Source organism: Haemophilus sp. UMB1048 (assembly GCF_030218125.1).
In the GTDB taxonomy this organism is placed as follows: domain Bacteria; phylum Pseudomonadota; class Gammaproteobacteria; order Enterobacterales; family Pasteurellaceae; genus Haemophilus_D.
In genome coordinates, this window is sequence record NZ_JASOPB010000009.1 from 58,412 (window position 1) to 71,195 (window position 12,784).

The 12,784-nt window shown below is 39.1% G+C and carries 14 protein-coding genes and 1 tRNA gene; 1 reads left to right on the forward strand and 14 read right to left on the reverse strand.

Annotation, left to right across the window (positions count from 1 at the left end):
- Positions 1–153: 153 nt before the first annotated feature.
- From rfaC to QP437_RS09020, 6 genes are all read right to left on the reverse strand, one after another.
- Positions 154–1,107, reverse strand: a complete 954-nt coding sequence (rfaC, locus tag QP437_RS08995) for a lipopolysaccharide heptosyltransferase RfaC (protein WP_178161709.1) — start codon at positions 1,105–1,107, stop codon at positions 154–156.
- A complete protein-coding gene (locus tag QP437_RS09000; protein ID WP_285267613.1) occupies positions 1,104–2,009 on the reverse strand; it encodes a DMT family transporter in 906 nt (301 codons plus the stop codon). The genes rfaC and QP437_RS09000 overlap by 4 nt, the downstream gene beginning before the upstream one ends.
- Positions 2,010–2,037: 28 nt before the next feature.
- The gene (locus tag QP437_RS09005) at positions 2,038–2,622 is read right to left on the reverse strand and encodes a YcxB family protein (RefSeq protein ID WP_285267614.1); all 585 of its coding nucleotides are present in this window, start codon (positions 2,620–2,622) and stop codon (positions 2,038–2,040) included.
- Between the two features lie 17 nt (positions 2,623–2,639).
- A complete protein-coding gene (gene waaF / locus QP437_RS09010) occupies positions 2,640–3,683 on the reverse strand; it encodes a lipopolysaccharide heptosyltransferase II (protein ID WP_285267615.1) in 1,044 nt (347 codons plus the stop codon).
- A 98-nt stretch (positions 3,684–3,781) separates the two neighbouring features.
- On the reverse strand, positions 3,782–4,705 hold the full coding sequence (gene rfaD / locus QP437_RS09015; RefSeq protein ID WP_065244080.1) for an ADP-glyceromanno-heptose 6-epimerase: 924 nt from the start codon (positions 4,703–4,705) through the stop codon (positions 3,782–3,784).
- A gap of 52 nt (positions 4,706–4,757) precedes the next feature.
- Positions 4,758–5,261: a protein disulfide oxidoreductase gene (locus QP437_RS09020; protein WP_049384628.1), complete on the reverse strand. Its 504-nt coding sequence runs from the start codon at positions 5,259–5,261 to the stop codon at positions 4,758–4,760.
- A gap of 110 nt (positions 5,262–5,371) precedes the next feature.
- Here QP437_RS09020 and deoC point away from each other — a divergent pair, with 110 nt between their 5' ends.
- Positions 5,372–6,046: a deoxyribose-phosphate aldolase gene (gene deoC / locus QP437_RS09025; RefSeq protein ID WP_065244079.1), complete on the forward strand. Its 675-nt coding sequence runs from the start codon at positions 5,372–5,374 to the stop codon at positions 6,044–6,046.
- Positions 6,047–6,101: 55 nt separating this feature from the next.
- On the opposite strand, the gene QP437_RS09030 is transcribed toward deoC, so the two are convergent.
- The 8 genes from QP437_RS09030 to QP437_RS09065 form a co-directional block, all read right to left on the reverse strand.
- A complete protein-coding gene (locus QP437_RS09030) occupies positions 6,102–6,776 on the reverse strand; it encodes a phosphoglycolate phosphatase (RefSeq protein ID WP_285267616.1) in 675 nt (224 codons plus the stop codon).
- Positions 6,777–6,788: 12 nt separating this feature from the next.
- Positions 6,789–7,460 (reverse strand): ribulose-phosphate 3-epimerase, encoded by a 672-nt coding sequence (gene rpe / locus QP437_RS09035; protein ID WP_285267617.1) that lies wholly within the window; start codon positions 7,458–7,460, stop codon positions 6,789–6,791.
- A gap of 145 nt (positions 7,461–7,605) precedes the next feature.
- The gene (locus tag QP437_RS09040; RefSeq protein ID WP_285267618.1) at positions 7,606–9,141 is read right to left on the reverse strand and encodes a subtype B tannase; all 1,536 of its coding nucleotides are present in this window, start codon (positions 9,139–9,141) and stop codon (positions 7,606–7,608) included.
- Positions 9,142–9,251: 110 nt separating this feature from the next.
- On the reverse strand, positions 9,252–10,916 hold the full coding sequence (locus QP437_RS09045) for a bifunctional UDP-sugar hydrolase/5'-nucleotidase (RefSeq protein WP_005697430.1): 1,665 nt from the start codon (positions 10,914–10,916) through the stop codon (positions 9,252–9,254).
- Between the two features lie 132 nt (positions 10,917–11,048).
- Complete coding sequence (locus QP437_RS09050) at positions 11,049–11,378, reverse strand: multidrug efflux SMR transporter (RefSeq protein ID WP_014064309.1); 330 nt, start codon at positions 11,376–11,378, stop codon at positions 11,049–11,051.
- 37 nt (positions 11,379–11,415) lie between these two features.
- Positions 11,416–11,661, reverse strand: coding sequence for an SPASM domain-containing protein (locus tag QP437_RS09055; RefSeq protein WP_336620763.1), 246 nt, complete (start codon positions 11,659–11,661; stop codon positions 11,416–11,418).
- Positions 11,662–11,731: 70 nt separating this feature from the next.
- The gene (mazG, locus tag QP437_RS09060; protein WP_065243594.1) at positions 11,732–12,520 is read right to left on the reverse strand and encodes a nucleoside triphosphate pyrophosphohydrolase; all 789 of its coding nucleotides are present in this window, start codon (positions 12,518–12,520) and stop codon (positions 11,732–11,734) included.
- Between the two features lie 99 nt (positions 12,521–12,619).
- Positions 12,620–12,695, reverse strand: a tRNA-Trp gene (locus QP437_RS09065).
- Positions 12,696–12,784 lie beyond the last annotated feature (89 nt).

The following is a 12,784-nucleotide window of genomic DNA, read 5'->3' on the forward strand; positions in this document are numbered from 1 at the left end:
ATTATTTAATGAAGTTTATTAAAAAATTGAACTTTTTGCAGTTTATACACTACAACCTAAATGGTCAACCCTAAATTTTTCTAACTATCAGAAAATAGGCAATATTTTGACTAAAATCAATCCAGATAAATACATATTCGATTATTTTATCGCCTATTTAGTTAATAAATTAAGCGCAGAAAATACTTGGTCTGAGGTAATATTTTCCATTGAATTCGCTGTTAAATAGTGCTGATTTTGACCATAACAGCCAATTAAGGTCGGATCTGTTGCGCCATAAAGCGTAATATTTGGTTTATCCAGTGCGGCTGTCAAATGGGCAAGCCCTGTATCCACGGACACCACGGCTTTCGCATTAGCTATTTGGTCAGCCAATTCATTCAATGAAAGTTTAGGTAAAACGACCACATGAGATAAACCTGTGGCTAATCGCTCTGCTCTCGCCTTTTCTTTTTCATTCCCCCAAGGTAAACGGACTTGAATAGAAAGTGTGGTCAGTTTTTCGATTAAATTCCGCCATTCTCGTTCTGACCAATGCTTTTCATCTCTTGTTGTAGAGTGAAAAAAAATCACGTAAGGTTCAATAGAATTTACGGAAATAAAATGACGTGCAATGCCATAATCCCCTTTTTCTATCGGCAACGGATAAGATAGTGCTTGAGCAAAAAGCTGACGAATACGTTCTACCGCATGTTGTTGATAAGAAATCACATATTTTTTATCGTAAAACAAGGAAGCTATCGGCTCACGGATACTTTTGCGGTCATAGCCATGTTTGACACCATTGGCTAAGCGTGTCGCAAAAAAAGCGCTCTTAAAAAGCCCTTGCGCATCAATCACAGCATCATATTGATTGGCTTGTAATAAAGTGCGGTAAGATTTCCACTCATTTTTGGTCTGAGCCGAAAAAGGCGATTTTCGCCAGCGTCTTAAGGCAATTGGAATGATTTGCTTCACTGCCGAATGCCAACGTGGAATTTCGGCAAAATTCTCTTCCACCACCCAATCAATGGAGAGATTAGGAATAGCACGCTGTGCATCAGTCAATGCCGGCAAAGTATGAATCACATCCCCCATAGAGGAAGTCTTAATCACACATACTTTCATTTAATTAACCTTCTTCCCCAGTGCATAATTCCAAGTCCAGATACGGCTAAAATGCCTCCAATAATTAAGGAGGAATCCACTTGTTCATTCAACCAAACGGCTGAGAATAAAATCCCTAAAATCGGCACTAGAATAATATAAGCAGAGGCATTACCTGCGCCTAAGTATTTCACCCCATCAAAATACCATGCATAGGCTAATACTGTGGCACCAAATGCGAGGCCAAGCAAACTTATCCACTCACCTTGAGATAAATTCAGTACCGTAAGCCAATCGTCTGCACTTTCCATGCATAGAGCACTAATAAACAACAATAAAAAACCAAAAATAGAAGATAATGTGGTTGCGGTAAGCGAATCAATGCCGGCGAGTACTTTTCTCGCCAATAAGGTGTAAACGACCCAACAAATTAGCGCTCCAATTAATAATATTTGCCCAAAGCCAAATGAATCCATCATTTGTAAAAAATTCCCTTTTGTGAGAGCCAATAATGTTCCGCTCATGGCAATAACCATTCCGATTATTACCCAACGATTCCATTTTTCTTTAAATAAAAAAATCGCCAAAAGCGTGGTAAATACAGGGTTTGTCGCCACAATAACAGCCGCTTGTCCTGCTGGAAGATATTTCAGCCCCCAGATAAAAAATATGGAATAGGCGAAAACACCGAAAAAGGCAGTCACAAACAAACCCATCCACTGATTAGCTTTTAGTTGTTTAGCATATTTGAAGCGATTCGCCACATATAGCCAAATAATGAGCGGAATAATGGCGAAAAAAAAGCGCAGGCTTGAAGCAACAAATGTCGGCATGGCTTGGGCAACTACTCGTCCCCAAGGCCAAGAGGCGCCCCATAAAATCACCATTCCAATTAATTGTAAATGTATGCGGAGAGGGTTCATATCATTAACATATCCTGTTAGACCTTTTCTATTTACTTAAAGGCTCTGCTTGGTAAGCTTTTATTTTTTCTCGTAAAGCGGCTTCAAATGCTTCTCGATGAGCATCATCTTGAAAGGCTGAATGAGGAATATCTAAAAACAATCCAGAACCAACTCGAATTATTAAATAGTCATATTTATTTTCAATGTGATAAATATAATGATAACTATATAATGTTTGGCAGAGATCTATTTTAATATATAAGCCATCTTCTTGAATTCGTATGGTTTGACTTCCTTTCTCCATTTTGGAGCCTATTTGGTTTTTAATCATACACATATTCAAATAAGGTCGTATTATAAGAGCATAGAAAAAAGAAAATATTGAAATAGCAGACAATATATATCCCGCATAATAGGCCAAAATATTCTCATAATAATCATAAAGAACTTCAGCCCAATTTCTCATAAAAAATGCAATAAAAAGACTTGGTATCAAGCAAAATAAATATAATAAAAAATCGCCAAGCCTCATCATCTTACGAAATTTATTATGCTTATAAATTTCACGACTGATTTTACGGGCTGCTTTGGCATTATTTTTATCTAATACGGGTTGATAGGTTATTTCCATTTTATATTCTCTCTTTCTCAAACCCCTAAAAGTGCGGTCAGTTTTTCTGCTACTTTTTCTGGTGTAATATCAATCAAACTTTGATGATACCCTTCCGAGCTATCTGTACTTTTACGCACTTTAATTAAATCGCCTTCAATTAAACGAATAATCACCGCTTTATCCGATAATGGTGGCGTATAAGTTGGGCTAGTTGGGCCGTACAGCGCAACCAATGGACGATCCGTTGCTGCGGCAATATGCATTAAGCCACTGTCATTACTCACCACTGCCGTACAGTTAGCAATTAAATCCACGGCTTGGTTCAGATTTGTTTGCCCTGCCAAATTCAAACAGAATGGTTGTAGTTCAACTGGCAACGCATTGCGGATTTGCTCTCCTGCTTCCACATCTTTTGGTGAACCAAATAATTCTACCGCATAGCCTTTTTCAATTAGCATTTCAGCCAATTTAGCATAATGATAATGCGGCCAACGTTTAGCTGGACCAAATTCTGCCCCTGGACAAAAACCAATAATCGGACGCTCGCCTAAAAGTGCGGTCTGTTTTTCAAAGTTTTTTAAGGTTTCAGCTTGTTGAGTGGAATCAACGGTTAAATAAGGTTTTAGAACAGGAATATCTGCCGCTTTTGGTACCGCATTTTGCTCAAACGCTAACGCCACATAACGTTGCACCATCATTGGGTAATCACGTTTGTTATTGCGTAAATCATTAAGCAAGAAATAACGGCTTTCTCCTTTCCAGCCACGACGTACGGCAATTTTGGCAAAGGCTGGAATAAAGGCTGATTTCAAGGAATTTGGTAACACAATCGCCATATCATATTGATTGCGCAATGCCTTACCTAGACGATAACGTTCACACAAGGCAAACTTGCCGTGTCCGAGTGGCATTTCAATGGCATGACGCACTTCTGGCATACGGGCTAAAAGCGGTTTACACCAATTGGGCGCCATCACATCAATTTGGCAATCGGGATATTGCAGTTTGAGTTGTTGATACAAACTGTGCGACATCATCATATCGCCGACCCAAGACGGGCCGATAATTAAAATATTCATGCTTGACCTTATAACAAAAGTGCGGCTAAAAATAAGACTAATTTTAACCGCACTTTATTCATTTTCTAGTATTGAACGACATTATTTGTTCAATATTTTTATTTATTTAGCCACGCCATATACTCAGCCACACCTTCTGCTACGGTTTTAAATGGTTTGTCGTAGCCAGTTGCGCGAAGTTTCGTTAAATCTGCCTGCGTATATTCTTGATAGCGAGATTTTAAATGCTCTGGGAATGGAATGGTTTCCACTGCACCTTTGCCATGGAATTTAATCACCGCTTTCGCCACTTCTGCGAAAGACTCTGCATTGCCGGTACCACAGTTGAAGATACCCGAAATGCCATTTTGCCAGCACCAAATGTTGACTTGAGCCACATCACCTACATAAACGAAATCACGGCGGAAGTGTTCACTGCCTGCAAATAATTTTGGATTTTCGCCTTTCAGGATTTGGTTATTTAAGTGGAATGCCACACTCGCCATTGAGCCTTTGTGTCCTTCACGCGGACCATAAACGTTAAAATAACGGAAACCACATACCGGTGATTGCGCTTCAGGTAAAATCGCACGCACATATTGGTCGAATAAGAATTTAGAATAACCGTATACATTCAATGGGCCTTCAAATTCACGCTCTTCACGGAATTCAGTTTTGTCGCCATAAGTGGCCGCACTTGATGCATACAAAAACGGAATTTGACGATCTAAGCAGTAATGCAATAACTCTTTTGAATATTCGTAGTTATTATGCATGATGTATTTGCCGTCCCATTCAGTGGTCGCTGAGCAAGCGCCTTCATGGAATACCGCATCGATATCACCTAAATCATCACCTGCAATAATTGACGCAATGAAGTCTTCTTTATCGCAGTAATCTGCGATATCAAGATCCACTAAGTTAATGAATTTAGTCCCGTCTTTTAAGTTATCCACCACTAAAATATCTTTGCGTCCCATATCGTTTAATGCTTTAACGATATTACTGCCGATAAAACCGGCGCCACCTGTTACGATAATCATAATTCTGTCCTCTTTAAAATAAGTCTGTGTATTGTAATAGATTTTGTACCGCTTAGCCAAAAAACTCTGTGAAAAACAACCGCACTTTTAAGCCCCAGTAACTTGTCCAGCCCGTTGTGGCCAAATCCATTTTTCCTTTATTTAAAATAATAATTGTTGGTGTCACATTCACCTGCCATTGATCCGCAATTTTGCCTTGAGGATCATTCACCGTTGTAAACTGGTAGTGATGGGTTTGCAAATAATCCTCCACGTCCTTATTTGTCCCCGAACGTAGCGCGACAGAGACTACCGGATAGCCCTCTTCTGAAAGTGAATTAATCGCTGGAGAAGTATAACGACAATAACCACACCAACTTCCCCAGAAATAAATAATCGTCGGCTTAGCTTGATCTAATTGGGGTAAAAAGAAGGCATTCCCCTGTAAATCATAAAGTGCCGTCGCATTGATTTCAGGTGGAATATTGGGTTTACGAATAAAATCGAGAATACTGCTTACGATAATCAATGTCAGCAGGAGCGAAATCGCATTTTTTAATAAGGTTTTAAGTTTCACAATAAAATGTCATGATCTAGGATAAATGGATTGTAATCGATCAGAAAAGTGCGGTCAAAATTACAGATATTTTGCTATGATAACCACATCATTTAATAAGGAGAAAAAATATGGATAGTAAACAATTAGCACAATATATTGATCACACAGCCCTTACTGCTGAAAAAACAGAACAAGATATTCTTAAACTCTGTGATGAAGCCATTCAGTACGGCTTTTATTCAGTCTGCATTAATTCAGGTTATATTCCTTTAGCCAAAGAAAAACTCGCTGGCTCAGATGTAAAAATTTGTACGGTAGTCGGTTTTCCACTCGGTGCCAACTTATCCTCAGTCAAAGCGTTTGAAACCCAAGAAGCCATCAAAGCGGGTGCGGGTGAGATCGATATGGTGATTAATGTTGGCTTAATTAAATCCAATAAATGGGATGCCGTAAAAGATGATATTCAAGCTGTATTAACGGCTTGTCATGGCGTGCCACTTAAAGTGATTTTAGAAACGTGCTTACTCACCAAAGAAGAAATCGTAAAAGCCTGTGAAATCTGTAAAGCATTAGGTGTAGCATTCGTTAAAACCTCAACGGGTTTCAATAAAGGCGGCGCAACCGTAGAAGATGTGGCATTAATGAAGAAAACGGTAGGTAACATTGGCGTGAAAGCCTCTGGCGGTATTCGTGATACTCAAACCGCACTAGCGATGATTAAAGCGGGAGCTACTCGAATTGGCGCAAGCGCAGGCATTGCGATTGTAACGGGTGTTTCTGCTAATACCTCAAGCAATTACTAATCGATAATAAAAAAGGAGATTGAAGTGTGTGCCTCAATCTCCTTTTTAACATGAATTAAAGAATCTCTAATAACTTCGCAAAGTCGTCAAACACCCAATCTGGGTTTGATTCAGCAATCGGAATGTTGTAATTGTATCCGTAAGTTAACCCCACAACCGGGCAACCTGCTGAATGCGCCGCGAGAATATCATTTCGAGAGTCACCTACAAACAACACTTGGCGAGGTTCTACGCCAAATTTACCGCATAAATAATACAATGGGCCTGGATGGGGTTTAATCGCGGGTAATGATTGTCCACCAAGCATTTCACTGAATAAATGATCGATGCCAAATGCCGCTAATACTGGCTGAACATGGCGAGTTGGTTTGTTCGTTACCACGGCTAAGGTATAACCGCGAGCCTTTAAGGTTTCCAATGTTTCTTTTACATTTGGATATAAACGACTCACATTGCAAAGGTTCTCCGCGTAATACACATTAAAACGCTCTTTCACTTGCTCCATTTCTGCATCTGAAAAGTCTTTACCTGTTTGCCCTTTTGCCCATTCTAAAGCGCGAGCAATCAATACAGGCGCCCCATTACCAATCCAAGTTAACACTAATTCTTCTGGTGCTTGGGGTAAACCAAAGTCTGCTAAAGCAGAATTCACAGACAACGCTAAATCCGGCAAGCTATTCACGAGCGTACCATCTAAATCAAAACCGATAACTTTAAATTGAGTCTTCATTCTCACTACCATCTATTTAACTGAAGCTAACTGCGCGCGCATTTGATCAATGATTTGTTTATAATCTGGTTTGCCAAAAATCGCTGAGCCTGCCACAAACATATCTGCACCGGCTGCGGCGATTTCTGCAATATTATCCACTTTGACGCCACCATCGATTTCTAAACGAATATCTAAACCGCTTTCATCAATCAGACGACGTGCCTGTTGTAATTTTTTCAATGTGGAAGGTAAAAAGGATTGTCCACCAAATCCTGGATTCACAGACATTAACAAGATCACATCCACTTTATCTAATACATAATCCAAATAACTTAATGGCGTCGCTGGATTAAACACCAAACCTGATTTACAACCGTGATCACGAATGAGCTGTAAAGAGCGGTCAATATGTTCACTGGCTTCAGGATGAAAGGTAATGTAATCCGCACCGGCTTTGGCAAAATCAGGAATGATACGATCGACTGGTTTCACCATTAAATGCACGTCAATAGGTGCTTTAATACCGTAATCACGCAAAGCTTTACACACGGCTGGGCCAAAGGTTAAATTCGGCACATAGTGATTATCCATTACATCAAAATGAATCACATCCGCACCGGCATTCAATACGTTTTGCACATCATCACCAAGACGAGCAAGATCTGCAGAAAGGATAGAAGGGGCGATTAAATAAGGTTTCATTTGTCATCTCCTAAAGGATAAAAGTGCTTGTAGTTTACTACGTTGAGCTTAATTTTACCTTGATTATTTACAAGTTTTAGCTGAAAACAAAGAAAAAAATAACCGCACTTGATTCTATTGCCTCAAAGTGCGGTTGGTTTTTCAGTTATTTTGAAATGCTATCAATCCATTGAAATAATTCATCGAGATCATAATCTCCTGAATGAGGTACACCCCAAGGAGTTTGATAGTCAACTTGCTTACCATTCATGCGTAATTTTACTGCTAAGATCGCACTAATCGCATGAGATGTATCACGATCTGATGTTCCAGCACGGATGCGCCAATGCTGCGTTTTACTCTGATCGAGATAATTCATGGCGTTCATGAGTTTCACGATTTGTTTATCTGCCATTTCACCTTTCTTTGTGCTGTGTTGCAGTGAATATGCAGTAAAGTGTTTATTATTCACCGTTTCCGTACCGAATAAATTATTCTCGCCAGAACTCAAATTCAATGCGTCAAACGCAGGGGGAGATTTCATTCGTTTTTCGGAGTGAACATAGCCATCCCAATCAATATCGCTTACGCCATCTTTGCTCACTCTCACCCAAGGTTTACCCTCAAAAGAGGCACCTTTTTTATGGGCTTTATTTGCAGCCGAGGCAATCACTGAACGCATATAATCTTTGAAAGAGCCATTTCCTTGTGCATCTAGTGTCAAAGCATGGCTTTTTTCATCTTTTAAATTTAAGCTATTTAAGTAGGCTGGAAACGCCGCTTTAAGTTGATCAGAAACCTTGATTTCATCTGTAGACAATGTTCCTTCAATTTTAGCTTTTTCTACCTGTGAACGGTCATTATAGCTATTGGCATTCAAACGGCTCATATCCATACGGCTATATTCATTTACACCGTTAAATTCCCACTCATAAGCACTATCTGCATTCTCTAAATTGGTAATCGGACAATAAGCCGATACCGCAAAAATAGCATCACTTGCCTCAGCTGCGCCGGCTTGTTTTAAATAATCAGTATAATCGTTGCTATCTCCACTCGCACCCAGTAACGCAGATAATGCCCCTCCAGCACTAGTACCGTTAGAAATAATCTTCTTCGCATCACCAGGCATCACATTATCATTCGCGTGTAAATAACGAACAGCCGCTTTCAAATCAATAATTGCTGCAGGTGCTTTACCGGTGTATTTCCCGTCTTTTTCTAAAGTACGGCCGCGCGCGCCTACGCTCGCCACTACATAACCTTTAGAAAGTGCGGTCACAATGGCATTCGGTTTATCGCCACTGCCAAAACCTTTGGCATCATAAGTTGCCGCCTTAGCCGGCATATAGCCACCAATTGCATTAGGTAAAAAGATCGGCGCCGTTTCAGCTGAATAACCATTTACTTTTTCGCCCTTAAAATAAGCTTCTGGTACATAAATATTTAAGGTTTGATAATCAGGTTCGATGGGATTCGCCACATACACAATCTTTTCAAAGGCACGGAATTTAACCAATGAATCTCCGACTTTTACCTCTAAAGTGCGGTAGTTTTTTGGGGTAAATTTAAGATCGAATCCCTTGTCTGTTTGATTAAAATAAGGGGTATTGGCTAGAGGATCGGGTTTATTTGGCATAGCAAGTGTTGAGGTTGAAAGTGTAAGTGCAATAAAGGTTGTAAGAAAAGTGGCTTTTTTCATAAAAATATCCTTACTGATAAATCTTGTTCGTCTGACTATCAGGAAAAACGAAAGTTCGGGATACGCATAAAAAAACACCAAAAGCTTGTGCCTTCGGTGTTTTATTTAGATTAGTTTAATCCAATGATTTCCCAACGGTTGTGAGATTGACCATCAATTTTGCCTTTTTTCACATTCGTGATGTAATCGATCATCATATTTTGGATCGTGCCTTTTTCACGGCCCATTGCGACTTTAGATTCCCAAAGTACCGGAATTTGTTGGCCTTCCCAAATGCCACCTTTACCGTTTAACTGAGCGAAACGATATGAGTTCATACCTACTTTTAATTTCATATCATCAGTTACTGGTTTGCCGTCAGCAAGGGTTAAATCAACAATTTTGCTACCTTGTGGATTACGTAAGTCAATTTTGTAATTTACGCCACCGAAAATGTCGTAAGTCACATATTTTGATTTTTTACGTTCCGCATTGTAACGATATTCGGTGTCACCTGGTTGGATGGTATCGAAGTAGTTCGCAGACCATTCCATATATTCTTTCAATTGTTTACCGGTCAGTTCATAAACGGTGACATCACCACCTGCATAACGATAGTTAAAGATGATGTCTTTTTTCTTGATATCGCCTTTGTTCATACGTGCTTTTTGGTGGTCAAAAGAGAAAGTCACCACATCTGCACCACTGTAATGTTGTTCAACATCATTAATGAATGAAGATAAACCAGTATCTTTTGAGAATGCAGCAGATACACCGTGTTTGGTTTCTTGTGGCACCATTTCGTTTTCAGTTTGACCAATCACCACGTTGTTTAATTCACGTAATTTCTCGTGATAAGGTTTGTAGATTTCCGCAATTTTCTTATCCGCTTCAAGTTCTTTAACTGGAACGGTTTTAGATTCTTTCTTCACCAATTTCACTTCTTTTTTATCGTTGATATCAAAAGTGAGATCCACTTCAGATACCACGGTACCGTAACGGTGTGGTTCAGTGATTAGTGTATTTTTAATGGTTTCACTTGGTACATCTTTGTGCATGTGACCCGCGATAACTACATCAATGCCGTCTACTGCATTGATCACATCACGCATACCGGTATCAGGAATCTTGTTTTCATTGTCGATACCCATGTGAGCGATCACGATAATTGCATCGACACCTTTCGCTTTTAACTTCTCAACTTGTGTACGTGCTTCTTCCGTTGGTGAAGTAAATTTCATGTCTTTTAAGTTGCCCGTGTCTTCTTCAAATTTTGCTGACATTGGGGTACTTAAACCGATAATCCCTAGTTTCACGCCATCTTTTTCAATGATAGTTGTGGCATCAATATAACGTTTATCGTTTTTCTTATAATAGAAGTTTGCGGTTAATTTTTTCGCTTTGATGTCTTTTAAGATTTCATCTAATGCTTTCATCCCAAAGTTAAACTCGTGGTTACCAAGTACGAAAACATCGTATTTCATTTCGTTTAATACTTTTGGAATTGGGTGATCTTTGTAATATTTTTTATCTTTTGCGAATACATCAACTTGGTTATCTTGGATCGCATCGCCCACATCCACTAACACCACGTTTTTGTTGTTTTTACGCACATCTTTCACATAAGTTGCGATTTGCGCATAAGAACCAGATTTGTCTTCTACGTCTGCGCCATAGCTCCAAGGTACAACGCGACCATGAATATCAGAGGTACCCAATATTTTAATATTTACTTCTTGTGCCATTGCTGTACTCACAGCAGAAAGCGCAAATAATGAGCAAAGTAATTTTTTCATAAAATTTCCTTTAAAGTTGCACAAAGTGCGGTTAAAAATGCTGGAGAATTATAGCGATGAATTGATTACCAACATAATTTTATTTGGAAGAAAAATAAAATTTGTGAGCTTGATCACATTTCATTTGGAGGATTAATGCCCTGTTTGAGAAAATAAGTTAATCACTAAAACACCGCTGATAATCAATGCCATACCAATCAGCCCAGCGGTATCGATTTTCTGACCAAAAGCGAAATACGCCACGATCGCGGTCAGAACAATGCCAACACCCGACCAAATGGCGTAAACCAAGCCCACAGAAAGCGTGCGAAACACAAGAGAGACAAAATAAAACGAAATGGCATATAAGGTTAATGAGCCAATTGTAGGTAAAAGTTTGGTAAAGCCATCGCTGACTTTTAATAAATTCGTTGCCACAATTTCAAGGCAAATCGAAATAGCGAGTAATGTCCAAGGATTCATATCAATCAAAACGTAAAGTAGAAAACGCTATTCTACCTTAAGCGGCTGATGGATGTAACCGAATTTGACGAGCCATGGCTTGCATATAAAGCGCCGTTTGTTCAAAGAAATAACGGTAAGAGGCACATAAATAATTATGTGGATTGGGTTCATTTTCGAGAGAAACAAAACGATGTTTCGGGCAACCGTCATAACAGAGTTTACGAAACTCACAACGCTGACAAAGTGCGGTCAATTTTTGTGATTTTTCTAAACCGAATTGTTGCTGTTTATTGGTAATCAGTGCCTATATGTTACTTATCCATGCTATAAAATAAAAAAATGGCAGAGGAAAACGCCCTCTGCCATTTCAATTATTTTTCTTCTCTTTTCACTTCATCCCATAGGATATCCATTTCAATTAAAGAAAGATCGTTAACTGATGAACCTCGTTCCAATGCTTTTTCTTCTACTTTACGAAAACGTTGTTCAAATTTATTATTCGCCTTACGCAAAGCTTCTTCTGCATTACATTTGAGGTGTCGAGACAAATTAACCGTTGCGAAAAATAAATCCCCGATTTCCTCTTCTATTTTTTCCTGATTACGAGGTGTTTGATTGATTTCATCCTGAACTTCTTGCAATTCTTCTTCAACTTTTGCTAATACAGGTTCAAGTTCGTCCCAATCAAACCCAATCTTTGAACATTGTTTTTGCATTTTTTGTGCTCTTAACAATGCAGGAAAAGCGTTCGGAATATCATCTAAAATAGAACGTTTTTCTTGAACTGATTTCTCTTGTGCTTTGATACTATTCCAACGAGCTAACGCTTCTTCTTCATTTCCAGCTGTTGCATCACCAAACACATGAGGATGACGACGCACAATCTTTTTAGAAATATCATTAAGAACATCATCAAATGTGAAATAACCATCTTCAGAAGCAAGCTGACTGAAAAATACAACCTGTAATAAAAGATCGCCAAGCTCTTCCCTTAAATTAGCAATGTCTTTCTTTTGGATGGCATCAATGACTTCATAAGTTTCTTCGGTTAAACAGGGAATCATTGATTCATAATTTTGTTTAAGATCCCAAGGACAACCGCCATTAGGATTACGTAATTGCGCAATTAATTGGATAAAATCTTGAATGGAATAATGCATAAGAATATCTCTGAAATACTAAAAATGTGATTAGTATAAAACGAATAGCAAAATAGACAATATTCTTACAAAAATTAGAGATAATTTGATATGGAATAATGGCAGGGGCGGAGAGGCTCGAACTCCCAACACCCGGTTTTGGAGACCGGTGCTCTACCAATTGAACTACGCCCCTATTGGTATTAAGAATTGGCGGAATGGACGGGACTCGAACCCGCGACCCCCTGCGTGACAGGCAGGTATTCTAACCAGCTGAACTACCAC